Raw genomic sequence first — 25,327 nt, forward strand, 5'->3', positions numbered from 1 at the left:
CCTCGGTGTGTAACTTAATCTATTGTTTTTATTACGTAAAAACTGAAATCACCAGAATCGCCCAGTTTTTGAATTTATTCATCCACCTGGGGAAAACTGGCGGACAAAACAATAATCCACGGATTTTGCCCACCCTACAAAACCATCATCCTTTCTCTTTTCTATTTTTTTTATTAGGGAGGGTCCGACCAGTGCCGGGAAACCCGATGACCGATCTTCTCTTCACGCTGTACCCTTGGGTGAAATCACTGCACATCATGGCGGTTATCTCGTGGATGGCAGGGCTGTTCTATCTGCCACGCCTGTTCGTCTATCACGTCGAAAAGGCACAAGCCGTCGACGGCGCGCCTGAGATCTTCTTTGAAATGGAAGAAAAGCTGCTGCGCGTGATCATGCGACCGGCGATGATCGTGGCCTGGGTCTGTGGCCTCATCATGGTGTTCACTCCCGGCATCGTCGGGTGGGACTGGGCCTGGCCCTGGGTCAAGGGCGCAGCGGTGATCGGCATGACCTGGTTTCATCACTGGCTGATGGCCCGGCGCAAGGATTTCGTCGAAGGCCGCAATACGCTCACAGGGCGCCAGTACCGCATGATGAACGAGGTTCCGACCGTTTTGATGGTCATCATTGTTCTGGCGGTCATTCTGAAGTTCTGAGGGCTATTTCCGCACCGGTTTGACTCGGACGGCGACCCGCCTTATGTAGAGATCAACCCATCCGTCCGGATGGCGCATCTTCCTGTTTGAAATTCAACGCTGTGCCGCACCTCTGCGGCCAAGGTCCGTATCATCATGACAATCGAATCCCTGAACCTGTCCGATCTGAAGGCGAAAAGCCCCAAAGACCTTCTGGCCATGGCCGAAGAGCTCGAGATCGAAAACGCCTCGACCATGCGCAAGGGCGAGATGATGTTCCAGATCCTGCGCGAACGCGCGGACGAGGGTTGGACCGTGGGCGGCGACGGCGTGCTCGAGGTGCTGCAGGACGGCTTCGGCTTTCTGCGCTCGCCCGAGGCGAACTATCTGCCCGGCCCGGACGACATCTATGTCTCGCCCGACATGATCCGCCAGTATTCGCTGCGCACCGGCGACACGGTCGAGGGTGAGATCAAGGCTCCGGACGAGAATGAGCGCTATTTCGCGCTGACGAAGGTCACCAAGATCAACTTCGAAGACCCGGAAAAGGCCAAGCACAAGATTCTGTTCGACAACCTGACGCCGCTCTATCCGGATGAGCGGTTGAAGATGGAGATCGAGGATCCGACCATCAAGGACAAATCCGCCCGTGTGATCGACCTGGTCGCCCCGATCGGCAAGGGCCAGCGGTCGCTGATCGTGGCGCCGCCGCGGACCGGTAAAACGGTGATCCTGCAGAACATCGCGCACTCGATCGAGCGGAACCACCCGGAGTGCTACCTGATCGTCCTGCTGATCGACGAACGCCCTGAAGAGGTGACGGACATGCAGCGTTCGGTGAAGGGCGAGGTGGTATCCTCGACCTTTGATGAACCGGCGACCCGCCATGTGGCCGTGTCGGAGATGGTGATCGAAAAAGCCAAGCGCCTGGTCGAGCACAAACGAGATGTTGTTATCCTTCTCGACTCGATCACAAGACTTGGTAGAGCGTTCAACACCGTGGTGCCGTCCTCGGGCAAGGTTCTGACCGGTGGTGTGGACGCCAACGCGCTGCAGCGGCCCAAGCGGTTCTTCGGTGCGGCGCGCAACATCGAAGAGGGCGGTTCGCTGACCATCATCGCCACCGCGCTGATCGACACTGGCAGCCGGATGGACGAAGTGATCTTTGAAGAATTCAAGGGTACCGGTAACTCGGAGATCGTTCTGGATCGCAAGATCGCAGACAAGCGGGTGTTCCCGGCGATCGACATCCTCAAGTCCGGCACCCGGAAAGAGGACCTGCTGGTCGACAAGGGCGATCTGGCCAAAACCTTCGTTCTGCGCCGTATCCTCAACCCGATGGGCACAACCGACGCGATCGAGTTCCTGTTGTCCAAGTTGAAACAGACCAAGACCAATTCCGAGTTCTTCGACTCGATGAATACCTGATACGGTCTTGTAACCGACGCGAGGCCTTCGAATGGATACGATATTCGCCTTGGCCAGCGCGCAAGGCAAGGCAGGGGTTGCTGTTATCCGCCTGTCAGGACCGCAGTCGCACCACGCGGCCAAGGTTCTGTCGGGTGGAGATTTGCCGTTGCGTGGCATGTGCCTGCGTGAGTTGCGGGCACCTGACGGGTCGCGTCTGGATGACGGGCTGGTCCTGACCTTCCACGGTCCGTCCAGCTTTACCGGCGAAGATGTGGCCGAGTTGCAGATCCATGGCAGCACGGCTTCGGTCAACGCGGTTCTGCGCGTCTTGTCCGAAATGCCGGATCTGCGACTGGCTGAGCCGGGCGAGTTCACCCGGCGTGCTCTTGAAAACGGGAAGATGGACCTTGCCCAGGTCGAAGGCTTAGCTGATCTGATCGACGCAGAGACCGAGGCCCAGCGCAAGCAGGCTCAGACCATACTGGCCGGTGAATTGGGCGACCTGGCGGAACAGTGGCGGCGGGATTTGATCCGGGCGGCCTCGTTGCTGGAAGCCGTCATCGATTTTGCCGATGAAGACGTGCCAACGGATGTGTCACCCGAAGTCCGATCGCTTGTGACCGCTGTCATGGCGGATCTGGAGCGGGAAGCGAAGGGCGTGAGGATTGCCGAGCGGATTCGCTCCGGCTTTGAAGTGGCTATCGTCGGCCCACCGAACGCGGGCAAGTCGACCTTGCTGAATGCGCTTGCGGGCCGGGAGGCGGCAATTACTTCGGAATATGCCGGCACCACCCGCGATATTATCGAGGTGCGGATGGACCTGGCAGGTCTGCCGGTCACATTGCTGGATACGGCCGGGTTGCGTGAAACCGAGGACCACGTAGAGGGCCTTGGGATCGCTCTGGCCAGAAAGCGGGCGGAAAATGCCGACCTTCGCGTTTTTCTGACCGAGGACCCGGAAGCGTTGGGAATCGGTATGCAATCCGGCGACATCCAGGTTCTGCCGAAGTCCGACCTTCGTTCAGATGGGACCGAGGGTGTGTCGGGGAAGACAGGTCAGGGAATCGACCGCCTGATCCACAACATATCGGTAGTCTTGAGAGAGAGAACCGCAATTTCTGGTATTGCCACCCGGGAACGCCATCGTGTTGCAATGCTGAAATCCTCGGCCGCTCTGTCCGAAGCACTCAGGGTTCTGGATTCCGGCCCGGACCTGTACGATATTGCAGCAGAAGAGCTGCGAACCGCCATCCGCGCGTTGGAGTCTTTGGTCGGTCGAGTAGATGTGGAAAATCTGCTGGACGAAATTTTCGCCAGCTTTTGTTTGGGTAAATGAGGAGTGTTTCACGTGAAACATTCGGAGTTTGACGTTGTCGTTATCGGAGCGGGGCATGCGGGGGCCGAGGCGGCCCATGCCGCGGCCCGGATGGGTGCTCAGACAGCTTTGGTAACACTTTCGGAAACCGACATCGGTGTCATGTCGTGCAATCCAGCGATCGGTGGACTTGGAAAAGGCCACCTGGTTCGAGAGATCGACGCGCTGGACGGCGTTATGGGGCGGGTTGCAGACCGGGCGGGAATCCAGTTCCGCCTTCTGAATCGCCGTAAAGGGCCCGCCGTTCAAGGGCCTCGTGCGCAGGCCGACCGTGCGCTGTACCGGGCTGCAATGCAACAGGAAACAAAGGCGCGCAAGAACCTCGAAGTCATTACAGGAGAAGTCATAGATTTCCGAATGGACGGTCATCGCGTTGCCGGGGTGGTTCTGTCCGACGGATCTGAAATCACTGCGAAATCGGTGATTCTGACCTCGGGAACGTTTCTGCGGGGCGTGATTCATATCGGCGATGTTCAGAGGCCCGGAGGCCGTATGGGCGACAGGCCGTCTGTACGACTGGCTGAGCGGTTGGATAGCTATGACCTGCCGATGGCGCGGCTGAAAACAGGAACGCCTCCGCGCCTAGATGGGCGCACGATCGACTGGGACGGATTGGAACGGCAGGACGGTGATGATGACCCGGCCATGTTCTCATTCTTGTCCAAAACACCGGTGGCGCCGCAGATATCTTGCGGCATCACTCACACGAACGCCCGAACCCATGAAATCATCGAGAAGAACCTGAGTCGCTCTGCGATGTATGGGGGGCATATCGAGGGAGTAGGGCCGCGATATTGCCCTTCGATCGAAGACAAGATCGTTCGGTTTGCGGACAAGGACTCTCATCAGATTTTCCTAGAGCCTGAGGGGGTCAATGACCACACTGTGTATCCAAACGGGATTTCGACTTCGCTGCCGCAGGATGTCCAAGTCGAGTATGTCCGATCCATCAAAGGCCTTGAGTCTGCAGAAATCTTACAGCCGGGCTACGCCATTGAATACGACTATGTGGACCCGCGTGTGTTGAACGCGTCCTTGGCCTTGCCGGATATCCCAGGACTATATCTTGCGGGGCAGATCAATGGAACCACAGGATATGAGGAGGCGGCCGCTCAGGGCTTAGTCGCAGGCCTGAATGCCGCGCTGGAAGTTCAGGGGCGAGATGCAATTCATTTTACCCGAGCCAATAGCTATATTGGTGTGATGATTGACGATCTGACCACACGGGGTGTAGCGGAACCGTATCGGATGTTCACCTCGCGCGCCGAATTCCGTCTGTCCTTGCGCGCGGACAATGCGGATCAACGCCTTACGCCGCAAGGCCTGGAAATTGGGTGTATATCGGATCATCGTCGCCTGGCTTTTGAAACAAAAATGGAAAAGCTGGATGCTGTGAAGTCAGTACTGACCGAACGGACCTATACACCCAAGGAAATCCGCGCAGCTGGCATCGAAGTAAATCAGGATGGTAACCGCAGGGACGGAATGGCAGTCTTGGCGTTTCCGAACGTGTGCTTCGAGGACCTTGTGCCGCTGATCCAGCAGTTGGAGGATGTCGACCAAGACACCCGTCGGCAGATCGAAAGGGACGCGCTCTACGCTAACTATATAGCTCGGCAACAACGAGATGTTGAAGCCATGAAGCGCGACGAAACCTATGCCATACCCGCGGATTTTGACTATTCGTCGCTCACAGGCCTTTCGAATGAGTTGAAGCAGAAGCTGTCAGCCGCGCGGCCGGCAAACATTGCCCAGGCGAGCCGCGTGGAGGGTGTTACGCCTGCTGCTTTGACCTTGGTGCTGGCAAAACTCAGAAGCAGTCAGAGAGCAAAAAAGGCATGAACGGAGACTCCTGCGCTTCGCCCGATGGCTTGAATGTTTCACGTGAAACATTCGAAAAGCTGTCAATCTTTGTCGATCTTCTGCGGAAGTGGAATCCAAAGATTAACTTGGTTTCGCGCAGCACTCTGCCTGAAGTCTGGTCGCGGCACGTAAAGGACTCGATCCAGGTCTTTCATTTGGTTGAGCCAAAAAACCACTGGGTCGACCTAGGAAGCGGTGGGGGATTTCCAGGGCTGGTCTGCGCGATACTGGCCGCTGAAGCATCGCCCGAGACGGAATTTTCCCTGGTTGAGAGCGATCAAAGAAAATCGGCGTTTTTGCGGACCGTCATCCGTGAAACCCAGGCCAATTGCTCGGTGATTTCAAAGCGGATCGAGGCAGTTGATCCCTTGGGCGCTGACGTCCTGTCCGCAAGGGCGCTCGCGGACCTGACGACTTTATTGTCATTTTGTGACAGGCATTTAAAGGAAGATGGAGTGGCCGTGTTTCCCAAAGGCGCCACCTGGAAAAAAGAAATCGACGCGGCCCAACGGGAATGGAATTTTACCACGGAGACAGCTAATAGTTTAACTGACCCCCAGGCTGTCATCCTGAAGATCAAAGGAGTCTCACGTGGTTGATCTGTCGCGCCCTGCAGGACCTCGTATCATGGCGGTTGCCAATCAGAAGGGTGGGGTTGGCAAGACCACGACAGCGATCAATCTGGCGGCGGGTTTGGCCGAGGCAGGATGCAAGGTTCTGGTCGTGGATCTGGACCCGCAGGGAAATGCGTCCACCGGGCTTGGGGTCGAGGATCGTGATTGGACCACGTATGATTTGATCCTGGACGAGGCGCCCTTGGAGGCCGTCGTGCAGGAAACCGAAATCGAAAACCTCAGTATCGTTCCGGCCACGGTTGACCTCAGCTCGGCAGATATTGAGCTGATCTCGAATGAAAAACGCAGCTACTTGCTGCACGACGCGCTCAGGCAACCGGCGATCGACAAATTCGGTTTTGACTTCGTTCTGATCGACTGCCCGCCGTCCCTCAATCTGCTGACAGTCAACGCAATGGTGGCGGCGCATTCGGTGTTGGTTCCGTTGCAAAGCGAGTTCTTTGCGCTGGAAGGCCTTTCGCAACTGATGCTGACGATCCGAGAGGTTCGCCAGTCCGCGAATCCAGACCTCAGAATCGAAGGTATTGTGTTGACTATGTATGACAACCGCAACAACTTGTCCCGGCAGGTCGAAAAGGATGCGCGTGACAATCTGGGAGAGATGGTATTTAAAACCAAGATACCCAGAAATGTCCGGGTCAGCGAAGCGCCGTCATTTGCACTTCCGGTCCTTCAATATGACTCGGGGTCTCTGGGGGCGATGGCGTACCGGCATCTGGCACGCGAAATCATGCAAAAGAACAAGAAAGTGGCTGCCTGAGCGGCTGTCAGGAGGGCGAAGTGAGCGCCAGAAAAGGAAAACCTCGCGGATTGGGGCGCGGCTTGTCCGCCTTGATGGCGGATGTATCACAGGATCCTGAGGGCCGGGTTACGGCTGAACCACGTCGGCCGGACATGAAGGTACCGATCGAGAAGCTGCGGGCTAACCCGAATCAGCCACGCCGCACATTCTCGCAGGATCAACTGGACGAGCTTGCTGCCTCGGTCAAAGAGAAAGGGATCATCCAGCCCCTGATCGTTCGCTCGGTCGGCGGCGGCGAATATGAAATCGTCGCGGGTGAGCGCCGCTGGCGGGCCGCGCAGATGGCGCAGTTGCACGACATTCCGGTCGTCGTGCGCGAATTTGACGACACCGAAGTACTTGAAGTCGCCATCATCGAGAATATCCAGCGCGCTGATCTGAACGCCGTGGAGGAGGCCGCTGGGTACAAGCAGTTGATGGATCGGTTCGGTCATACGCAAGAAAAACTGGCCGAGGCCTTGGGCAAAAGCCGCAGCCACATCGCCAACCTTCTTCGGTTGCTGTCGCTGCCAAGTGACGTACAAACCCTTGTTGTTGAAGGAAAATTGTCGGCAGGACATGCTCGCGCACTGATCACGGCCGAAAACCCGTCGGAATTGGCCAAAATCGTCGTCAAGGATGGGTTGTCGGTTCGGGCGACCGAGGCTCTGGTCAAGAAACAGCAGCAGAGCGATACGGACAAGCCCGTGCCGCGCTCGCGCAACCTGAATGCGGGTAAGGATGCCGACACGCGGGCGCTTGAAAAGGACCTGTCCGCGATCCTGGCGATGAAAGTAGTCATTAACCACAAGCCGGGAACCGAGACGGGGCAGGTCATTCTGACCTATGAAAACCTGGATCAGCTGGATGATCTCTGTGCCAAGCTCAGCCGTTAGGGCGTGACCAGATAAAGATCATCACCGCGCCCAAGGTCACGGCCTGAATAATCAGGACATGGCTGGGCGCAGAAACCAGAACCGACAAACCAAAGACGGCGGCAACCGACAGGGTCGCCGCCTTTTTTGCGGCTGGCCGGATCGCGCCCGAGGTTTGCCAATCAAGGATCAACGGACCGAAGGTTCGGTGAGACATCAGCCAGTTATGCAGCCGTGACGAAGAGCGCGCGAAACAGAAGGCGGCCAACAGTAGGAACGGAACGGTAGGAAGCAGGGGCAGGGCAACGCCGATCATGGCCAAGGCCACGCAGAGCAATCCAAATGTGGCCCACAAATAGTGCATGACTAATCCAGCAACTCACGGATCACCGCATTGAGAACCGCGCGGCCGCCAGCAGTGGCGGAAACGCGGGGGCCGTCTTGGGTGATCATTCCGATGTCATGCAGGTAGTCCAGTTTGGGTTGAGGCAAAGGGTGCCCGGACAGGCGATTGAAGCGGTCCATATCTAGACCCTCAGTCAAGCGAAGACACATCATGAGGTATTCATTCGCTTGTTCTTCGGCGGTCAGCGGGGTCCGCAGCTTTTCGCCATTTCCTTGCGTGGCGGCATTCAGCCATGCGGTCGGTGCCAGATGGGTTTCGGTTGCGATCCGTTGGCCATTCACCGTGATCCGCCCATGGGCGCCCGGTCCGATGCCGACATAATCGCCATAGCGCCAATAGATCAGGTTGTGCCGAGACTCGGCCCCGGGAACAGCGTGGTTCGACACCTCGTAGGCGGGCATGCCGTGGGCTTCGCAGATCTCTTGCGTGGCCAGATACATATCGGCTGCGTTGTCGTCCTCGGGCAGGCCACGCAGCTTGCCGACAGAGTAGCGGTCGCCGAATGCGGTGCCGGCCTCGATGGTCAGCTGGTACAGCGACAGATGGTCGATCGTCATCGACAGCGCCTCGGTCAGCTCGGCGCGCCAGGCTTCAAGCGTCTGGTACTGGCGGGCATAGATCAGGTCAAAGCTGACCCGGTCGAAACAGGTGCGGGCGATGTCGAAGGCCGCGCGTGCCTCGGCCACGCTGTGGATGCGGCCCAGCCGCCGCAGATCTTCGTCATTCATCGCCTGAATGCCCATCGAGATCCGGTTCACGCCCGCATCGCGATAGGCGGCGAACCGTCCGGCGTCGACCGAGCCGGGATTGGCCTCGAGCGTGATTTCCATGTCATTGGCGGGCCGCCAAAGGCTGCGGGCGGTGTCGATCACGGCGGCAACGGTTTCGGGCGCCATAAGCGACGGGGTGCCGCCGCCAAAGAAGATCGTGTTCAGAACCCGGTCGGGGGTTTCGGCGGCCGAGCGCTTCAGTTCGGACAGATAGGCGTCAAGCCATTGTTTTTGATTAATATTTCTGGAAACATGGCTGTTGAAATCGCAATAGGGGCACTTGGCCTCGCAAAAGGGCCAATGCACGTACAGGCCAAAGCCCCCGTTGCGCCAATCATCCGCCAAAGCAGCCTTTCACGAACAGCTCGACCGCGCGACCACGATGGCTGATCTTGTTCTTTTCCCAGCGATCCATCTCGGCAAAGGTAATGTCGAATCCTTCAGGGACGAACATCGGATCATAGCCGAACCCGTCCTTGCCGCTGATCGGCCAGACCAGATGACCGGGTGCGACGCCCTCAAACACCTCGTCATGGCCGTCGGGCCAAGCCAGTACCAGCGTGCAGCGGAACTGGGCAGTGCGAGGATGCGGGGCGTTGCGCGCCTCAAGCTCGGTGTGGGCGCGGGTCATGGCCATCAGGAAATCGCGGCCATTAGCGGTTTCGGCCCAGTCGGCGGTGTACACGCCCGGCGCGCCGTCCAGCGCATCGATGGTGATGCCGGAATCGTCGGACAGGGCGGGCAGGCCGGTGGCCTGTGCGGCGGCGTGGGCCTTGATGCGCGCGTTGCCGACGAACGTGTCCTCGGTCTCTTCGGGTTCGGGCAGGTTCATCTCGGCCGCGCCCACGACGGTCACGCCAAAGGGCTCGAGCAGATGGGCCATCTCCTCGAGCTTGCCTTTGTTGTGCGAGGCCACCAACAGCCGATCACCTTCGAACCGGCGGGTCATGCGGTGGCGGCCTTTTGCGCGGCCACCAGCTCGGACACGCCTTTTTCGGCCAGTTCCATCAGCTGATCCATCTGCGCGCGGCTGAAGACGGAACCTTCGGCGCTCATCTGCACCTCGATCAGTTTGCCCGAACCGGTCATGATGAAGTTGCCGTCAACGCCGGCCTCGCTGTCTTCGGGATAGTCCAGGTCCAGAACGGGCTGGCCGGCATAGATGCCGCAGGATACGGCGGCGACCGGATCGACCAGCGGGTCCGAGATCACGTCACCGGCCTTCATCAGCTTGTTCACCGCCAGCCGCAGCGCGACCCAGCCGCCGGTGATCGAGGCGCAGCGGGTGCCGCCATCGGCCTGCAGCACGTCACAATCCACGGTGATCTGGCGTTCGCCCAAGGCGACGCGGTCGACCCCGGCGCGCAGGGCGCGGCCGATCAGGCGCTGGATCTCGACGGTCCGGCCACCCTGTTTGCCACTGGCGGCCTCACGCCGCATCCGGGTGTTTGTCGCGCGGGGCAGCATGCCGTATTCGGCGGTGACCCAGCCCAGGCCCGACCCCTTGATAAAAGGCGGCACGCGATCCTCGATCGTGGCGGTACACAGAACATGGGTGTCGCCGATCTTGATCAGGCAGGAACCTTCGGCATGTTTGGTAAACCCGGTCTCGATTGAAACCGTGCGCATTTCGCTTAAATCTCGTCCAGAGGGTCGCATGAGATATCCTTTGTCTGCTGGCTTGGGGATAACGTCCGGCATGGCAGCGATGCAACCCCGATTGACCTTTCTGTTGGCAGCTATTTAATGACCACCCAGCAAGGGAACCACCGATGAGTGAAGCGAGCAAAATTCTGGACGAGTTGAACGACCGGTCGCGGGAAGTGTTTCGCCTGATCGTCGAAAGCTATCTGGAAAGCGGCGAGCCTGTCGGCAGCCGCACCCTCAGCCGGTCGCTCAGTGAAAAAGTCAGCGCGGCAACGGTTCGCAATGTCATGCAGGATCTCGAGTTTCTGGGCCTTTTGGGCAGTCCGCATGTCAGCGCCGGCCGGGTGCCCACACAGGTTGGGCTGCGCATGTTCGTCGACGGCCTGCTGGAAGTTGGCGACCTGGGCGAGGACGACCGCAAGAAGCTGGATGAGACGCTGGGCAGCAATTCCGGTGATGTCAGCGGTATGCTGGATCGCGTCGGGGCCGCCTTGTCGAACGTCACGCATGGCGCGTCGCTGGTGCTGACACCCAAGCACGAATCCGAAATCAAGCATATCGAGTTCGTTTCCCTGGGCCATGACCGGGCCCTGGTGGTATTGGTTTTCGCAGATGGCCATGTGGAGAACCGGCTGTTCACGCCACCACCGGGTCAGACGCCCAGTTCGATGCGTGAGGCGGCCAATTTCCTGAACGCCCTGATCGAGGGCCGGAAACTGTCCGATGTGCGCCGGATGATCCAGACCGAGATTGCGGCGCGCAGGCAAGAGATCGACGTGCTGGCCCGCGAGCTTGTGGAAAGCGGCCTTGCGGCCTGGGAGGGCGAGGCGTCGGACTCGGCGCGTCTGATCGTGCGTGGTCGGGCGAATCTGCTGGGCGACACCGGTCAGGAAGAGGAGCTGGAGCGAATCCGGGTCCTGTTTGACGATCTGGAACGCAAGCGTGACATAGCCGAATTCCTCGAATTGACCGAGGAAGGCGAAGGCGTGCGCATTTTTATCGGCTCGGAGAACAAACTTTTCTCACTTTCGGGTTCCTCTTTGGTGGTGTCTCCTTATATGAACGCTGATCGAAAGATAATCGGCGCCGTTGGCGTGATCGGGCCGACCCGTTTGAACTATGGGCGGATCGTGCCGATCGTGGACTATACGGCGCAACTGGTTGGGAAACTGATTTCCGATCGGAGCTAGAGGGTAAAAGATGGCAGAGCCGAAGAACGAAGACTTTCTGGACGACATTGCAACTGCCGAGGCGGAAGAACTGGCCGAGGAGATGGCCGAGATCAGCGAAGAAGCGCTGGAACTGGATGCCCTGAAGGCCGAGCGCGACGAGTTGCGCGACAAGTTCATGCGCGCCCTGGCGGATGCGGAAAACGCACGCAAGCGTGGCGACAGGGCCCGCCGTGAGGCCGAACAGTATGGTGGGTCCAAATTGGCGCGCGACATGCTGCCGGTCTACGACAACATGAAACGAGCGCTCGAGGCGGCTACGGACGAGCAGAAAGAGGTCGCAGCCGGCCTGATCGAAGGTGTCGAGCTGACCATGCGCGTGTTAAAGGACGTATTCCAGAAACACGGGATCGAGGTGATCACACCCGAGGTTGGCGACAAGTTCGACCCGAATCTGCACGAAGCCATGTTCGAAGCCCCTGTGCCGGGCACCAAAGCGGGCGAGATCATCCAGGTCTCGGCCGAAGGGTTCATGCTGCATGACCGCCTGCTGCGTCCGGCGCAGGTGGGGGTCAGCTCGACCCCGGCCAGCTGACGGGCCAGAGCTTCACTGACAATTGAATGGGGCGGTCAGGATTTGGCCGCCTCTTTCAGTTTGTAGATCAGGTCCAGCGCTTCGCGCGGGGTCAACTCGTCCGGCAGGATCTGGTCCAGCATGTCGGTGATTGGCGAGGCCTTCGCAACCGGTGGCGGCGGGGGCGGTGCTGCGGAAAACAGCGGCAGATCATCGATCAGCGCTTTTTGCTTGCCGCCCTCGCGCTCGGTCTTCTCCAACTGGTCCAGAACCACCCGTGCGCGCTCGACGACCGAAGCCGGCAGGCCGGCCAATTGTGCGACCTGCACGCCGTAAGAGCGGTCGGCGGCGCCCTTGTGGACCTCGTGCAGGAATATCACCTCGCCCTCCCACTCCTTGACCGCGACGGTGGCGTTTTCGACGCCCTCCAGCTTGCCGGCCAGCGCGGTCAGTTCGTGGTAATGCGTGGCGAACAACGCCCGGCAGCGGTTGGCGGCGTGCAGATGTTCCAGCGTGGCCCAGGCGATGGACAGGCCGTCATAGGTGGCGGTGCCGCGCCCGATCTCATCGAGGATCACCAGCGCCCGGTCATCGGCCTGGTTGAGGATCGCCGCGGTTTCGACCATCTCGACCATGAAGGTCGACCGGCCCCGCGCCAGATCGTCCGAGGCGCCCACGCGGCTGAACAACTGGCTGACCAACCCGATATGGGCGTGTTCGGCCGGAACGAAGCTGCCCATCTGCGCCAGCAGCGCGATCAGCGCGTTCTGGCGCAGGAAGGTCGATTTACCCGCCATGTTGGGGCCGGTCAGCAGCCAGATGGCCGCACCGTCCTCGGCGCTGAGGTCGCAGTCATTGGCGATGAAGGCATCACCCGATTGCTGACGCAGCGCGTGCTCGACCACCGGGTGGCGGCCTGCGACGACATCGAAGGAGCGCGAGCCGTCCACCTGCGGGCGGCACCAGTTCTCGCCCCGCGCCAGATCGGCCAGCGCGATGGTCAGGTCCAGCTCGGCCAGCCCGCGCGCGGCCTGATTGATGCGGGCGGCATGGGCCAGAATCTCGTCAGAAAGCCTTTGATAGAGCCGCTTTTCGATCTCTAATGCCAAATTGCCGGCGTTCAGGATGCGGGTTTCGATCTCGCTGAGCTCAACCGTGGTGAACCGCACCTGGTTGGCGGTGGTTTGGCGATGGATATAGGTCTCGCTGAACGGCGGGTTCAGCATCTTTTCGGCATGGGTGGCCGTGGTTTCGATGAAATAGCCCAGCACGTTGTTGTGCTTGATCTTCAGCGAGGCGATGCCGGTATGTTCCGCGTATTTCTGCTGAAACCCGGCAATGACCGAGCGGCCTTCGTCGCGCAGGGTGCGGGCCTCGTCCAGTTCTGCGTCGAAACCGGGGGCGATGAAGCCACCATCCCGCGCCAGCAGCGGCGGGTCGGCGACCAGCGCCTGATCCAGCAGGTCGAGCAGGTCGTCGAAGCCCACAAGGTTCTGCACCGCGGTCGCCAGCAAGACGGGCAGGTCCTGACCGGCGCAGATCTCGGCAATCGCCTGCGCCTGCGCCAGCCCGTTGCGGATGGCGGCCAGATCGCGCGGGCCGCCGCGCTCCAGCGACAGGCGCGACAGGGCGCGGTCCAGATCGGGCGTCTTGCGCAAGGCTTCGCGCAGATCGGCGGCGATCAGGCTGTCCTGCGCGGCAAAATCGACCGCGTCCAGCCGCGCATGGATCACATCCAGGTTGCGCGAGGGGCTGGACAGCCGTTGTTCCAACAGGCGCGCGCCGCCCGGGGTCACGGTCCGATCCACCACCGACAGCAGCGATCCGGCCCGTCCGCCCGACAAAGATCGCGTAAGTTCAAGGTTGCGGCGGGTGGCCGCGTCGATCTGCACGACGCGATCCTCGGATTCTTTCATCGGCGTCTGCAGCAGCGGCAGTTTGCCCTTTTGCGTGATCTCCAGATAGTCGATCAGCGCGCCCATGGCCGAGATCTCGGCCCGGCCAAAGCTGCCGAACGCGTCCAGCGTGCCCACGTGAAACAACCCGCAGATGCGTTTTTCTGCCGCAGTGCTGTCAAAACTGGCCCGCCCGATGGGGGTGAGCGCGATGCCCAGGTCCTGGACCTTGTCGCGCAGACCGGCCTCAGTGCCGTCGGCCACGATCAGCTCGGACGGGGCCAGCCGGGCCAGCTCGGGGCTGAGGCGGACCGAGGTCAGCGGCATCACGTGAAACGCCCCGGTCGAGATGTCGGCCCAGGCCAGCGCGGCCTCGTCGCGCACCTCGGCATAGGCGGCCAGAAAATTGTGGCGGCGCGCCTCCAGCAGGGCGTCTTCGGTCAGGGTGCCGGGGGTGACAAGGCGCACGACATCGCGCTTTACCACCGATTTAGAGCCTCTTTTTTTGGCCTCGGCCGGGCTTTCCATCTGTTCGCAGACCGCGACGCGAAAGCCCTTGCGGATCAGCGTCAGCAGATAGCCCTCGGCCGAATTCACCGGCACGCCGCACATGGGGATGTCGTCGCCATTGTGCTTGCCGCGCTTGGTCAGGGCGATGTCCAGCGCCTCGGCGGCGTTCACGGCGTCTTCAAAGAACATCTCGTAGAAATCGCCCATGCGGTAGAACAGCAGGGCGTCTTTGTGGGCCTCTTTGATTTCCAGGTATTGCGCCATCATCGGCGTGACGTTGGACAAGGCTGCTCCCCTCTGGCGTATTCCGGCGCGACCTTACAAATCCCCCAACCGCGACGAAAGGTGAAATCGCATAGTCGTTGAGGCGCGCCCGCGCCTGCGGTATGAGGCGAAAAGCCCCGAAGTCATGGAACCGACCGTCAAAATGCCCAAAGCGAAGATCACCAAAGAAGAGGCGCTGGCCTTTCACCTGGAACCCACCCCCGGAAAGTGGGAGGTGCAGGCCACCGTTCCCATGACCACGCAGCGCGATCTGTCGCTGGCCTACAGCCCCGGCGTGGCGGTTCCGTGTGAAGCCATCGCCGAAAACCCCGAGACCGCCTATGACTATACCAACAAGGGCAACCTTGTGGCCGTGATCTCGAACGGGACGGCGGTTCTGGGGCTGGGCAACCTGGGCGCTCTGGGGTCCAAGCCGGTGATGGAGGGCAAATCGGTCCTGTTCAAGCGCTTCGCCGACGTGAACTCGATCGATATCGAACTGGACACCGAGGACCCCGACGAATTCTGTCGCGCGGTCAAGCTGATGGGGCCGACCTTCGGCGGCATCAACCTGGAAGACATCAAGGCGCCCGAGTGCTTCATCATCGAACAGCGCCTGAAGGAAGAGATGGACATCCCCGTCTTTCACGACGACCAGCACGGCACGGCGGTGATCTGTGCGGCGGGGCTGATCAACGCGCTGCACATCTCGGGCAAGAAGATCGAGGATGTGAAGATCGTCCTCAACGGGGCCGGGGCGGCGGGGATCGCCTGTATCGAACTGCTCAAGTCGATGGGCGCCCGGCATGAAAACTGCATCGTCTGCGACACCAAGGGCGTGATCTACCAGGGCCGGACCGAGGGGATGAACCAGTGGAAATCGGCGCATGCGATTTCGACCGAGCTGCGCACGCTGGAAGAGGCCATGAAGGGCGCAGACGTGTTTCTGGGCGTATCCGTCAAAGGCGCGGTCACGCAGGAGATGGTCGCCAGCATGGCCGACAATCCGGTGATCTTCGCCATGGCCAACCCCGATCCGGAAATCACCCCGGAAGAGGCGCACGAGGTGCGCGTTGACGCGATCGTGGCCACCGGGCGCAGCGACTACCCCAACCAGGTCAACAACGTTCTGGGCTTTCCCTACCTGTTCCGCGGGGCGCTGGACATTCACGCCCGCGCCATCAATGACGAGATGAAGATCGCCTGCGCCCACGCGCTGGCCCGTCTGGCGCGCGAGGATGTGCCCGACGAGGTGGCGCTGGCTTATGGCAAATCGCTGACCTTCGGGCGCGACTACATCATTCCCACGCCGTTTGATCCGCGCCTGATCTATCGCATTCCGCCGGCCGTCGCGAAGGCGGGGATGGACACCGGCGCGGCCCGGCGGCCGATCATCGACATGGAGGCCTATGAGTTGAGCCTCAAGTCGCGCATGGACCCGACCGCCAGCATTCTGCGTGGCCTGAACGCCCGGGCCCGCGCGGCGCAAAGCCGGATGATCTTTGCCGAGGGCGACGATCCGCGGGTTCTGCGCGCGGCGGTGATGTATCAGCGGTCGGGCTTCGGCAAGGCGCTGGTCGTGGGCCGGCCCGACGACGTGAAGACCAAGCTGGAAGCCGCCGGTCTGGGCGACGCGGTGCGCGAATTGGAAGTGGTCAACGCCGCCAACACCACGCATCTCGATGCCTACAAGGACTTTCTGTATCAGCGACTGCAACGCAAAGGCTTTGATCGCAAGGACATCCACCGCCTGGCCGCGCGCGACCGGCATGTGTTCTCGGCCCTGATGCTGGCGCATGGGCACGGCGACGGTCTGGTGACCGGGGCCACCCGCAAATCGGCGCATGTGCTGGACCGCATCAGCCATGTGTTCGACGCCGACGCCGCCCATGGCGCCGCCGGGATCACCGCGCTGCTGCACAAGGGCCGGATCGTGCTGATCGGCGACACGCTGGTGCATGAATGGCCCGACGAGAACGATCTGGCGACGATTGCCGAACGCGCCGCCACGGTTGCCCGCCACATGGGGCTGGAGCCTCGGGTGGCCTTCGTCAGCTTCTCGACCTTCGGCTATCCGGTCTCCGAGCGGACCGAAAAGCTGTACAAAGCCCCGCAAGTGCTGGAGGCGCGCGGCGTCGATTTCGAATACGAAGGCGAAATGACCGTCGACGTGGCGCTGAACGCCCACCAGCAAGAGGCCTATCCCTTCTGCCGCCTGACCGGGCCGGCCAACATCTTGATCGTGCCTGCGCGGCACTCGGCCTCGATTTCCACCAAGCTGATGCAGGAGATGGCCGGAGCCACGGTGATCGGCCCGATCCTGACCGGCATCGACAAGCCGATCCAGATCTGTTCGACCGGCTCGACCGCGAATGACATCCTGAACATGGCCATCCTGGCCTCGTGCGACATGGCGTGATCCGATGGCAATCTGGAACCTGGGCTCGATCAATGCCGACATGGTCTATGCGCTGCCGCACCTGCCGGCGCCGGGTGAAACCCTTGCGGCCAGCGGTTTGCAGCGGTTTCTGGGCGGCAAGGGCGCGAACATGTCGGTTGCGGCGGCAAGGGCCGGGGCGCATGTGCGCCACATCGGCGCCGTGGGGGCCGACGGGCTGTGGGCGCGCGACCGGTTGACCGAATACGGGGTCGACACGCGGCACATCGCGCAGGTCGATCAGCCCACGGGCCATGCGATCATCGCCGTGGATGCGCAGGGCGAAAACCTGATCATCCTGTACCCCGGCGCCAACCATGCGATCGGAGCCGGTCAGGTTTCCGCCGCGCTGGCAGACTCTGACACGGGCGGTCTTCTGGTGTTCCAGAACGAGACCACCGCACAGGTCGAGGCCGCGAAGCTGGGCCGCGAGCGGGGTCTGACGGTGTGCTATGCCGCAGCCCCCTTCAGCGCAACGGCGGTGCAGGCGGTGCTGCCCTATCTGGATTTCCTGATCCTGAACGAGGTCGAGGCCGCCCAGCTGCAACAGGCCACAGGGATGGCTCCGGCCGATCTGCCGGTCGAGCATGTGATCGTCACGCTGGGGTCAAAAGGCGCCCGCTATCATCAACGCGGGCAGGCGGCGGCAGAGTTTCCCGCCCACAAGGTCAAGGCCGTGGACACGACCGGGGCCGGGGACACCTTTACCGGATATGTTCTGGCGGGAATGGACCGGGGGATGCCGATGGCGCAGGCCATCACCCAAGCCAACCGGGCCGCTGCCCTGATGGTGATGCGGCCTGGTACGGCGGACGTCATTCCCGATCTGAAAGAGGTGCGCGAGGCCGCGCTGGATTAAGATCCGGCAAACGGCGCGGCGTTGCCCCACAATTGCCGGACCCGTGCATCGCGGCCGCAGGCCTTGCGATAGGCCTTGTAGGCATTCAGCTGGCGTTTCGGCCCGAACCGGGTGAACACCAGCTTTTTGCCCTTGTAGTAATCCTGATGATAGGCCTCGGCCGGATAGAACGCCCCAAGCGACAGGACCGGAGTCACGATGGCCTGACCCAGCGCACGCTGTGCTTCGGCCTTGCTGCGTTCGGCCAAAGCTTTTTCGCCTGTGTCAGAGACGAAAATCGCGGTGCGATAGCTGTCGCCCCGGTCACAGAACTGTCCACCGGCATCGGTGGGATCGACCGAGCGGAAAAACAGGTTCAGCAGGGTTTCACGGGAAACGCGGGCCGGATCGAAGGTGATCTGCACCGCCTCGTAATGGCCGGTGCCGCCGCTCGTGACCTGGCTGTAGGTGGGGTTCGGAGTCGTGCCGCCGGTGTAACCCGAAACCGCCTCGATCACGCCGGGCACGGATTCGAAATCGGCCTCGACGCACCAGAAACAGCCGCCCGCCACGGTCAGCGTCTCGGTTCCGGCCGCCGGGGAAGGCTGAGCGCGCAGGATCAGCGCCAGCGCAATCAGCGCAAACAGAAGGGTCAGCTTGATCTGGTCGAGGCAACGGGTCATGGCGGATCTCCTTTCCGCCTCAGGCTGCCGCGCAACGGGGCGGCTGGCAATCGGCTGAAACCGTTTGTCACGCGGTGGTGAGACGAGTTTATCGCCTAGCCCAGCAACTGCCCCAGCTTCATCGCGACGCCCATGTCGCCCGAGATCTTGAGCTTGCCCATCATCACCCCGGTCATCGGGTTCAGCTTGCCGGTCAGCAGTTTGCCCAGGTTTTCGCGCGAGATGCGGATGGTGCAATCGGTTTCGCGGTCCTGGGTTGTGGCCGTGTTGTCGGCCAGCACGATCACGCCATCGGCGCCGCAATCGAATTTCAACGAGCCTTCAAAGCGTTTGTCGGCCAGCCCCTTCTGGAGTCCTTCGGTGATCTCCTGCAGCATCCCTGCCTCCCTTTTTCGCACTTGCGTTTGGGGTGACAGAGGGCAGGGGCCGGGGCAAGCGTGACCTTACGGGAAACCGCTCAGCCCAGGGCCTGCTGCGTGCGCGGGCACGGCTGACCGTCGTAGAACGCACCCAGAACCGCCTGGAATTCGGGCGGAGCATCGGGCACGGCGGCGAACAGGGTCATGGACGACCGCAGCTTCTTGGCATCGACCTTGCCCAGAATCTCGGCCGGGTCCTTGCCTGCGTGGGTCAGCAGCAGCCGGGCCACCTCGGTCAGGCGGCGGCGCAATTCGGGGTGGGCCAGATAGGCCGCAGCCTCGTCCAGATCCTCGATCCCGTAGAGCTGCGCCATGTGTGATTGGCCCAGCTCGGCCAGTTGCGGAAAGACGAACCACATCCAATGGCTGGTCTTCTGTCCCCGTTCCAGTTCGCGCAGGACATCGGACCAGACCGTGTCCTGCGCTTCGATGAACATTTCCAGTTCGTCGTCCAGGCCGTCATCCTCGGTCACTTGGACAACCGCTTGTCGCGCGCCGCCAGCAGCTTGAGCCGCAGCGCGTTCAACTGGATGAAGCCCGCAGCGTCTTTCTGGTCATAGGCGCCGGCGTCTTCCTCAAAAGTCACATGCGCCTCGGAATACAGCGAATGATCCGACCAGCGGCCGACCGTCGAGGCCAGACCCTTGTACAGCTTCACGCGGACGGTGCCGGTGACATGTTCCTGGCTCTTGTCGATGGCGGCCTGAAGCATCTCGCGCTCGGGGCTGTACCAGAAGCCGTTGTAGATCAGCTCGGCATATTGCGGCATCAGCTGGTCCTTCAGGTGCATCGCGCCGCGGTCCATGGTGATGGATTCGATGCCGCGATGCGCCTCCAGCAGGATGGTGCCGCCCGGTGTTTCGTAGATGCCGCGCGATTTCATGCCCACGAACCGGCCTTCGACCAGATCCAGACGACCGATGCCGTGCTTGCCGCCGTATTCGTTCAGCTTGGTCAGCAGGGTGGCGGGACTCATCGCCTCGCCATTGATGCTGACCGGGTCGCCTTTTTCAAAGCCGATCTCGATATATTCAGGCTCGTTCGGGGCGTCCTCGGGGTGGACGGTACGCTGATAGACATAGTCGGGCGCCTGTACAGCGGGGTCTTCCAGAACCTTGCCCTCGGACGAGGTATGCAGGAGGTTCGCATCCACCGAGAAGGGTGCCTCGCCCCGCTTGTCTTTGGCGATCGGGATCTGGTGCGCCTCGGCAAATTCCAGCAGCTTGGTGCGGCTGCTCAGGTCCCACTCGCGCCAGGGCGCGATCACCTTGATGTCGGGGTTCAACGCATAGGCCGCCAGTTCGAACCGCACCTGGTCATTGCCTTTGCCGGTGGCGCCATGCGCCACCGCGTCAGCGCCGGTTTCCTTGGCGATCTCGATCAGGCGCTTCGAGATCAGCGGCCGCGCGATCGAGGTGCCCAGCAGGTACAGCCCTTCGTACTGCGCATTGGCGCGGAACATGGGGAAGACGAAATCGCGGACGAACTCTTCGCGGATGTCCTCGATATAGATGTTCTCGGGCTTGATCCCCAGCAGCTCGGCCTTCTGTCGGGCGGGCTCAAGCTCTTCGCCCTGACCCAGATCAGCGGTGAAGGTCACCACCTCGCAGCCATACTCGGTCTGCAGCCATTTCAGGATGATCGAGGTATCAAGGCCACCGGAATAGGCCAGAACAACTTTCTTGGGCGCGGACATCTGACTTCCCCTTATGCGTAAGACGATTGGCCCCTAGCGGGTTTTCGACGTGGGGGCAAGAAGCTGTGGATTGACCGGGCGGCGGAATTGCAGTCAAACGGTATCAACCATGGATTGATCAAGGAAATTTCGGAATGCTCGGATGGAATATTTTTGCCCACTCGCTTCGGATGGTTTTTGGCAATCTCAAGCAGGTAGCGCAAATCGTTATCGGTCCGGCCGTAATTGGAACGGTTGCGATCATCGGCCTGTTCATGGTGTCCGGAATTCCACTCGAGGCATTCGATGACAATCCGAACGGGCTACCGCCGGGGGTGAACCCGGGGGCCATTGTTCTGTTCGCGTTTCTCCTATTCGTCGTGATGGTCCTCATCATGGGCTGGATCGCGGTGGCTTGGCACAGATACATTCTTCTGGAAGAGTATCCTTCCGGCGTGCTGCCTACCTTTCGGTTCGATCGCATTCTGGCCTATTTCGGACGCGGACTGATGCTCGGGATCCTGATGGCAATTGCATTCCTGCCGATGGGGATCCTGACAGGCATGCTGGGCGAAGGACTGATCGCCGTTTCGATCATCCTGACCATCGGCTACCTGGTTTTCCTGGCTATTTGCTTCTATCGGCTGTCCATCATCCTGCCGGCTGCGGCAATCGGCCAGCCGATCACGTTGGCCGAGGCTTGGAACAACACTCTGGGTACCGGAGGTACAATCGTCGTTCTTATCGTGGTCTCGTTCCTGTTTCAGTTTCTGGTTCAGCTGGCGATCGGAGTTTTGTCGATCATTCCGGTACTGGGTGTGTTGATCGCCCTGTTTTTCGGGATTCTGATCCTGCCGATGATCAACGTCAGCATCCTGACCACGATGTACGGCGTGTTCATCGAAAAGCGCGAACTGGGCTGATCACCCGTACACCGATGTATTCCTTGCCCTTGTCGGCCTGATGGGGCAGGGAATGCGGCATGAGTGATTTCATGACCCGCGCCCGCGCCGCCGAACAGGCGATGCGCACCGTGTTTCCTGCAACGCCGTTGCAGCGCAATGCCCATCTGTCCGAGAAATACGATGCCGACATCTGGCTGAAACGCGAAGACCTCAGCCCGGTGCGGTCCTACAAGATCCGCGGTGCGTTCAACGCCATGCGCAAGCAGCAGGGACAGGACCTGTTCGTCTGCGCCAGCGCTGGCAACCACGCGCAGGGCGTGGCCTTTATGTGCAAGCACATGGGGGTCAAAGGCGTGATCTTCATGCCGGTGACGACACCTCAGCAGAAGATCCAGAAGACCCGAATCTTTGGTGGCGACAACGTCGAGATCCACCTGACTGGCGACTATTTCGACCACACGCTTGCCGCGGCTCAGGACTGGTGCGCGCAGCAGGGCGGGTATTTCCTGTCGCCCTTCGACGATGACGACGTGATCGAGGGGCAGGCCTCATTGGCCGTCGAAATCGAGGAACAGCTGGGCCGCCTTCCCGATCACGTGGTGCTGCCGGTGGGTGGTGGCGGCATGTCCTCGGGTGTGGCGACATGGTTCGGCGACCGCACCCATTGCCTGTTCGTCGAGCCCGCGGGCGGGGCCTGTCTGCGCGCGGCGCTGGCGGCGGGCCATCCGGTGGCGCTGGACAAGGTGGACAATTTCGTCGACGGCGCGGCGGTGGGCCGGATCGGAGACAAGCCGTTCCAGCTGTTGCGTGACCGGCACCTGTCGGACGTGATCGTTCTGTCCGAGGACCGCATTTGCACCACCATGATCGAGATGCTGAACGTAGAAGGCATCGTGCTGGAACCCGCCGGCGCTCTGGCGATCGAGGCGGTGGGCGACGTCCAAAGCTTTGTGCGCGGCAAGACGGTCGTCTGCGTCACCTCGGGCGGGAATTTCGATTTCGAGCGTCTTCCCGAGGTCAAAGAGCGCGCGCAGCGCTACTCGGGCGTCAAGAAGTACTTCATCCTGCGCCTGCCGCAGCGGCCCGGAGCGCTGAAGGAATTTCTGAACATCCTCGGCCCCGAAGATGACATCGCCCGGTTTGAATACATGAAGAAATCGGCGCGCAATTTCGGTTCGGTCCTGATCGGGATCGAGACCAGCAAGCCGGACAATTTCCTGCGCCTGTTTGCGCATCTCGACGATGCCGGGTTCGTCTATACCGACATCACCGAGGACGAGACGCTGGCGCAGTTCGTGATCTGACCGATTACAGGATGTCCTTTAAGCCGGACATGAATTCCGCGCGCGAGCGGTCAAAAGCCGCGATGACCGCGTCCAGATCGACTTCCGCCCCATGGCCCGCAGCAGCGCGCCGTTCGCCATCCTGACAGAGTTTGGACAGGCTCTCAAAACCAAGGCTCAATGCACTGCCCTTGAGGAAATGCAGGTTCTGCTCAAGCGCGGATCGGTCGGTGTCCGACGTCAAGCGGCCCATGACCTCACCGACTTCATCCAGAAAAATCCGGACGACCTCGTCGAACTCCTCGGACCCGACTTCATCACGCAGCTGGCGCACCCTTGGCCAGTGTATCATTACCGTCCTCCACCTTGACCGAAACCGTCTCTGAATACCGGTCCGGGGTAAAATCCGGGTTAAGCCACTGCGGTGAACAGCTTTCATCGGTTGTTAAGCCGAGCGCCGTAGCTTTGCCCCACCCCAGTTGGAAAATACGCAGAGGTTTCGCGTGCGAGTGTCCAGCCAAATTGAGGCCAAGGCTGACCTGGATTTTGGAGCCATCCGGACGGTGCTGGTGGTCGATGACAGCCGCCTGCAACGCCGTATTCTGGTGGCATCGCTGAAGAAATGGGGATTCACGGTTGTCGAGGCCGACAGCGGTGAAGAAGCGATCGAGATCTGTAAAAAGGCCCCGCCTGATCTGGTGCTCAGTGACTGGGTGATGCCGGGCATGGGCGGGCTGGAATTCTGCCGCGCGTTTCGCGCGTTGGAGAACGACCAGTATACCTATTTCATCCTTCTGACCTCAAAAAGTGAGAAGCAGGAAGTCGCGCGCGGTCTGGATGCCGGTGCGGATGATTTCCTGATCAAACCGCTTGAAGCAGACGAGTTGCGGGCCCGCATTTCGGCAGGGGCCCGCATTCTTGATATGCAGCGCGAGCTTTCGGACAAGAACCGGTTGATCGAAACCGCATTGTCCGAACTGCGCCTTGCGCATGACGCCATCGACAAGGATCTGATCCAGGCGCGCAAGATACAGGAATCACTGGTGCCGGAACTCTATCGGGAATTTGGCAGGTCCCGGGTCAGCCTGCTGCTCAAACCCTGCGGCCACATCGGGGGTGACCTGGTGGGGATGTTTTCGCCGGGCGCGAACCGGATCGGGTTCTACAGCATCGATGTCTCCGGCCACGGTATCACGTCAGCAATGATGACGGCGCGGTTGGGCGGGTATCTGACCAGCCAGCATTTCGATCAGAACGTCGCAATGGAGAAGCGGTTCAACAAGTTCTACGCCTTGCTGCCACCCGAGCAGGTAGCCGCTATCCTGAATGCCCGCCTGATGGCCGACACGGGGATCGAGGAATATTTCACCATGGTCTACGCCATCGTGGATCTGCGCAACGGCCACCTGAGGATGGTTCAGGCTGGGCACCCCCATCCACTGCTGTTGCGCCGGACCGGCCGGGCAGAGTTCCTTGGGGATGGCGGCCTGCCCATCGGATTGCTGCCCGATGTGACGTTCCAGCAGACCGAAACCTATCTGCAGCGCGGTGACAAGCTGCTGTTGTATTCGGACGGCTTCACCGAATGCCGTGTCAAAAACGGTGATCTTCTGGATGAGGATGGGCTGCAACGGATGGCGCTGGAATGCCTAGGAGCGAACAGCGGGCCCGAGTTTCTGGACGACATGTTCTGGCGATTGACTCAGGGCATGCCGCCGGGAACGGGGATGGAGGATGACGTTTCAGCCGTGTTTTTCGAGTACAACGGAAACTAAAGCCCGGATAGATGCAGCCGCGCGAAGTGCCGGTCGCCTGCATTGCCCAACAAGTGAACCGCATCGCCGGTGTTCATCCAAACCGCTTCGTGAAAGGGTTCGGTCGGTGGTCTTTTGCGCTGCACCGGGCGGGCCCGGTAGATCAGACAGACCTTCTCGGCCCACAAATCATATTCGGGCATGTAGGTGAATCGCCGGAACGCACCAACCCGCCGCGGGTCCGCGATCGACCAACCGGTTTCTTCGAACACCTCGCGATGCAGGGCGACAATTGGCGACTCGCCCGGGTCGATCCCGCCTCCGGGCAGCTGCAAGTCGGGTCCGGGTTCAGTCTGGCAGGTCAGCAGCAGGCTGGCCCCGCGCGGCAGCAGCGCATAGACGCCGACCCGGCGCGTGTATTTCCGCCCCGGTTCCGGGGTTTCGCCGAACCGTCTGATCATGTAAGGACCCTTTCAACCCCGAATGTACGACCTATATGGTGGCGATATGCCAACTTGCGGCGC

25 protein-coding genes are annotated in these 25,327 nt (G+C 60.9%); 14 read left to right on the forward strand and 11 right to left on the reverse strand.

Annotated elements, in window-relative coordinates; translation table 11 throughout:
- Positions 1-206 precede the first annotated feature (206 nt).
- The 7 genes from AC2FML_RS10505 to AC2FML_RS10535 all read left to right on the forward strand — a co-directional run bounded on the left by AC2FML_RS10505 (position 207) and on the right by AC2FML_RS10535 (position 7,595).
- Positions 207-656: a CopD family protein gene (locus tag AC2FML_RS10505; RefSeq protein WP_149774104.1), complete on the forward strand. Its 450-nt coding sequence runs from the start codon at positions 207-209 to the stop codon at positions 654-656.
- A 135-nt stretch (positions 657-791) separates the two neighbouring features.
- Positions 792-2,063, forward strand: a complete 1,272-nt coding sequence (gene rho / locus AC2FML_RS10510; RefSeq protein ID WP_170361100.1) for a transcription termination factor Rho — start codon at positions 792-794, stop codon at positions 2,061-2,063.
- Between the two features lie 31 nt (positions 2,064-2,094).
- Positions 2,095-3,381, forward strand: coding sequence for a tRNA uridine-5-carboxymethylaminomethyl(34) synthesis GTPase MnmE (gene mnmE, locus AC2FML_RS10515; RefSeq protein WP_496783058.1), 1,287 nt, complete (start codon positions 2,095-2,097; stop codon positions 3,379-3,381).
- Between the two features lie 12 nt (positions 3,382-3,393).
- Positions 3,394-5,262, forward strand: a complete 1,869-nt coding sequence (mnmG, locus tag AC2FML_RS10520; RefSeq protein WP_496783060.1) for a tRNA uridine-5-carboxymethylaminomethyl(34) synthesis enzyme MnmG — start codon at positions 3,394-3,396, stop codon at positions 5,260-5,262.
- Positions 5,259-5,882, forward strand: a complete 624-nt coding sequence (rsmG, locus tag AC2FML_RS10525) for a 16S rRNA (guanine(527)-N(7))-methyltransferase RsmG (protein ID WP_496783062.1) — start codon at positions 5,259-5,261, stop codon at positions 5,880-5,882. Before mnmG ends, rsmG begins: the two co-directional genes overlap by 4 nt.
- Positions 5,875-6,678: a ParA family protein gene (locus AC2FML_RS10530; RefSeq protein WP_315901682.1), complete on the forward strand. Its 804-nt coding sequence runs from the start codon at positions 5,875-5,877 to the stop codon at positions 6,676-6,678. The genes rsmG and AC2FML_RS10530 overlap by 8 nt, the downstream gene beginning before the upstream one ends.
- Positions 6,679-6,698: 20 nt before the next feature.
- Positions 6,699-7,595, forward strand: a complete 897-nt coding sequence (locus AC2FML_RS10535) for a ParB/RepB/Spo0J family partition protein (protein WP_496783063.1) — start codon at positions 6,699-6,701, stop codon at positions 7,593-7,595.
- On the opposite strand, the gene AC2FML_RS10540 is transcribed toward AC2FML_RS10535, so the two are convergent.
- Genes AC2FML_RS10540 through rph form a run of 4 tightly spaced genes read right to left on the reverse strand, consistent with a single transcriptional unit; the run spans position 7,585 to position 10,409 of the window.
- Complete coding sequence (locus tag AC2FML_RS10540; protein ID WP_496783064.1) at positions 7,585-7,938, reverse strand: YbaN family protein; 354 nt, start codon at positions 7,936-7,938, stop codon at positions 7,585-7,587. The genes AC2FML_RS10535 and AC2FML_RS10540 overlap by 11 nt on opposite strands.
- 2 nt (positions 7,939-7,940) lie before the next feature.
- Positions 7,941-9,095 (reverse strand): radical SAM family heme chaperone HemW, encoded by a 1,155-nt coding sequence (hemW, locus tag AC2FML_RS10545; RefSeq protein WP_496783066.1) that lies wholly within the window; start codon positions 9,093-9,095, stop codon positions 7,941-7,943.
- A complete protein-coding gene (gene rdgB / locus AC2FML_RS10550) occupies positions 9,085-9,699 on the reverse strand; it encodes an RdgB/HAM1 family non-canonical purine NTP pyrophosphatase (protein ID WP_496783067.1) in 615 nt (204 codons plus the stop codon). The genes hemW and rdgB overlap by 11 nt, the downstream gene beginning before the upstream one ends.
- Positions 9,696-10,409 carry a ribonuclease PH gene (gene rph / locus AC2FML_RS10555; RefSeq protein WP_170443854.1) on the reverse strand — a complete coding sequence of 238 codons (714 nt, stop codon included), beginning with the start codon at positions 10,407-10,409 and terminating at the stop codon, positions 9,696-9,698. The genes rdgB and rph overlap by 4 nt, the downstream gene beginning before the upstream one ends.
- Before the next feature lie 113 nt (positions 10,410-10,522).
- On the opposite strand from rph, the gene hrcA reads away from it, so the two are divergent.
- Positions 10,523-11,587: a heat-inducible transcriptional repressor HrcA gene (hrcA, locus tag AC2FML_RS10560; protein ID WP_170342649.1), complete on the forward strand. Its 1,065-nt coding sequence runs from the start codon at positions 10,523-10,525 to the stop codon at positions 11,585-11,587.
- Positions 11,588-11,597: 10 nt separating this feature from the next.
- On the forward strand, positions 11,598-12,161 hold the full coding sequence (locus tag AC2FML_RS10565; protein WP_093963902.1) for a nucleotide exchange factor GrpE: 564 nt from the start codon (positions 11,598-11,600) through the stop codon (positions 12,159-12,161).
- Between the two features lie 35 nt (positions 12,162-12,196).
- On the opposite strand, the gene mutS is transcribed toward AC2FML_RS10565, so the two are convergent.
- A complete protein-coding gene (gene mutS / locus AC2FML_RS10570) occupies positions 12,197-14,812 on the reverse strand; it encodes a DNA mismatch repair protein MutS (RefSeq protein WP_496783462.1) in 2,616 nt (871 codons plus the stop codon).
- A 160-nt stretch (positions 14,813-14,972) separates the two neighbouring features.
- Here mutS and AC2FML_RS10575 point away from each other — a divergent pair, with 160 nt between their 5' ends.
- Both AC2FML_RS10575 and AC2FML_RS10580 read left to right on the forward strand, forming a co-directional pair.
- Positions 14,973-17,228, forward strand: coding sequence for an NADP-dependent malic enzyme (locus tag AC2FML_RS10575; protein WP_170373150.1), 2,256 nt, complete (start codon positions 14,973-14,975; stop codon positions 17,226-17,228).
- 4 nt (positions 17,229-17,232) lie between these two features.
- Entirely contained in the window at positions 17,233-18,105 is an 873-nt protein-coding gene (locus tag AC2FML_RS10580; protein WP_170438912.1) for a ribokinase, read from the forward strand.
- On the opposite strand, the gene msrA is transcribed toward AC2FML_RS10580, so the two are convergent.
- From msrA to AC2FML_RS10600, 4 genes are all read right to left on the reverse strand, one after another.
- A complete protein-coding gene (msrA, locus tag AC2FML_RS10585; protein WP_170370389.1) occupies positions 18,102-18,767 on the reverse strand; it encodes a peptide-methionine (S)-S-oxide reductase MsrA in 666 nt (221 codons plus the stop codon). The two genes, AC2FML_RS10580 and msrA, sit on opposite strands and share 4 nt — an antisense overlap.
- 95 nt (positions 18,768-18,862) lie before the next feature.
- Entirely contained in the window at positions 18,863-19,144 is a 282-nt protein-coding gene (locus tag AC2FML_RS10590; RefSeq protein ID WP_170361121.1) for an SCP2 sterol-binding domain-containing protein, read from the reverse strand.
- Between the two features lie 80 nt (positions 19,145-19,224).
- The gene (locus AC2FML_RS10595; RefSeq protein WP_170361345.1) at positions 19,225-19,623 is read right to left on the reverse strand and encodes a DUF1810 domain-containing protein; all 399 of its coding nucleotides are present in this window, start codon (positions 19,621-19,623) and stop codon (positions 19,225-19,227) included.
- A 32-nt stretch (positions 19,624-19,655) separates the two neighbouring features.
- A complete protein-coding gene (locus tag AC2FML_RS10600; RefSeq protein ID WP_170433562.1) occupies positions 19,656-20,882 on the reverse strand; it encodes an argininosuccinate synthase in 1,227 nt (408 codons plus the stop codon).
- A 134-nt stretch (positions 20,883-21,016) separates the two neighbouring features.
- Here AC2FML_RS10600 and AC2FML_RS10605 point away from each other — a divergent pair, with 134 nt between their 5' ends.
- Complete coding sequence (locus AC2FML_RS10605; protein ID WP_170364369.1) at positions 21,017-21,784, forward strand: hypothetical protein; 768 nt, start codon at positions 21,017-21,019, stop codon at positions 21,782-21,784.
- A 59-nt stretch (positions 21,785-21,843) separates the two neighbouring features.
- Positions 21,844-23,070, forward strand: a complete 1,227-nt coding sequence (gene ilvA / locus AC2FML_RS10610) for a threonine ammonia-lyase IlvA (RefSeq protein WP_170340699.1) — start codon at positions 21,844-21,846, stop codon at positions 23,068-23,070.
- 4 nt (positions 23,071-23,074) lie between these two features.
- On the opposite strand, the gene AC2FML_RS10615 is transcribed toward ilvA, so the two are convergent.
- A complete protein-coding gene (locus tag AC2FML_RS10615; protein WP_480729028.1) occupies positions 23,075-23,401 on the reverse strand; it encodes an Hpt domain-containing protein in 327 nt (108 codons plus the stop codon).
- 157 nt (positions 23,402-23,558) lie between these two features.
- On the opposite strand from AC2FML_RS10615, the gene AC2FML_RS10620 reads away from it, so the two are divergent.
- Positions 23,559-24,824 carry a PP2C family protein-serine/threonine phosphatase gene (locus AC2FML_RS10620; protein WP_496783071.1) on the forward strand — a complete coding sequence of 422 codons (1,266 nt, stop codon included), beginning with the start codon at positions 23,559-23,561 and terminating at the stop codon, positions 24,822-24,824.
- Here the strand turns inward: AC2FML_RS10620 and AC2FML_RS10625 are convergent.
- Positions 24,821-25,264 carry an NUDIX hydrolase gene (locus AC2FML_RS10625; protein ID WP_496783073.1) on the reverse strand — a complete coding sequence of 148 codons (444 nt, stop codon included), beginning with the start codon at positions 25,262-25,264 and terminating at the stop codon, positions 24,821-24,823. The genes AC2FML_RS10620 and AC2FML_RS10625 overlap by 4 nt on opposite strands.
- Between the last annotated feature and the right edge of the window lie 63 nt (positions 25,265-25,327).

It is taken from the genome of Ruegeria sp. BHSC029, from assembly GCF_059613085.1.

Bases quoted from the DNA above. Each gene is read 5' to 3' on its own strand.
- rsmG (WP_496783062.1), top strand. From the start codon at position 5,259: ATGAACGGAGACTCCTGCGCTTCGCCCGATGGCTTGAATGTTTCACGT.
- ilvA (WP_170340699.1), top strand. From the start codon at position 21,844: ATGAGTGATTTCATGACCCGCGCCCGCGCCGCCGAACAGGCGATGCGC.
- AC2FML_RS10595 (WP_170361345.1), bottom strand. From the start codon at position 19,623: ATGTTCATCGAAGCGCAGGACACGGTCTGGTCCGATGTCCTGCGCGAA.
- AC2FML_RS10575 (WP_170373150.1), top strand. From the start codon at position 14,973: ATGCCCAAAGCGAAGATCACCAAAGAAGAGGCGCTGGCCTTTCACCTG.
- AC2FML_RS10615 (WP_480729028.1), bottom strand. From the start codon at position 23,401: ATGATACACTGGCCAAGGGTGCGCCAGCTGCGTGATGAAGTCGGGTCC.
- AC2FML_RS10605 (WP_170364369.1), top strand. From the start codon at position 21,017: ATGCTCGGATGGAATATTTTTGCCCACTCGCTTCGGATGGTTTTTGGC.
- AC2FML_RS10540 (WP_496783064.1), bottom strand. From the start codon at position 7,938: ATGCACTATTTGTGGGCCACATTTGGATTGCTCTGCGTGGCCTTGGCC.
- AC2FML_RS10580 (WP_170438912.1), top strand. From the start codon at position 17,233: ATGGCAATCTGGAACCTGGGCTCGATCAATGCCGACATGGTCTATGCG.
- rdgB (WP_496783067.1), bottom strand. From the start codon at position 9,699: ATGACCCGCCGGTTCGAAGGTGATCGGCTGTTGGTGGCCTCGCACAAC.
- mutS (WP_496783462.1), bottom strand. From the start codon at position 14,812: ATGATGGCGCAATACCTGGAAATCAAAGAGGCCCACAAAGACGCCCTG.
- AC2FML_RS10625 (WP_496783073.1), bottom strand. From the start codon at position 25,264: ATGATCAGACGGTTCGGCGAAACCCCGGAACCGGGGCGGAAATACACG.
- rho (WP_170361100.1), top strand. From the start codon at position 792: ATGACAATCGAATCCCTGAACCTGTCCGATCTGAAGGCGAAAAGCCCC.
- hrcA (WP_170342649.1), top strand. From the start codon at position 10,523: ATGAGTGAAGCGAGCAAAATTCTGGACGAGTTGAACGACCGGTCGCGG.
- msrA (WP_170370389.1), bottom strand. From the start codon at position 18,767: ATGACCCGTTGCCTCGACCAGATCAAGCTGACCCTTCTGTTTGCGCTG.
- AC2FML_RS10505 (WP_149774104.1), top strand. From the start codon at position 207: ATGACCGATCTTCTCTTCACGCTGTACCCTTGGGTGAAATCACTGCAC.
- mnmE (WP_496783058.1), top strand. From the start codon at position 2,095: ATGGATACGATATTCGCCTTGGCCAGCGCGCAAGGCAAGGCAGGGGTT.
- rph (WP_170443854.1), bottom strand. From the start codon at position 10,409: ATGCGACCCTCTGGACGAGATTTAAGCGAAATGCGCACGGTTTCAATC.
- AC2FML_RS10590 (WP_170361121.1), bottom strand. From the start codon at position 19,144: ATGCTGCAGGAGATCACCGAAGGACTCCAGAAGGGGCTGGCCGACAAA.
- AC2FML_RS10565 (WP_093963902.1), top strand. From the start codon at position 11,598: ATGGCAGAGCCGAAGAACGAAGACTTTCTGGACGACATTGCAACTGCC.
- AC2FML_RS10600 (WP_170433562.1), bottom strand. From the start codon at position 20,882: ATGTCCGCGCCCAAGAAAGTTGTTCTGGCCTATTCCGGTGGCCTTGAT.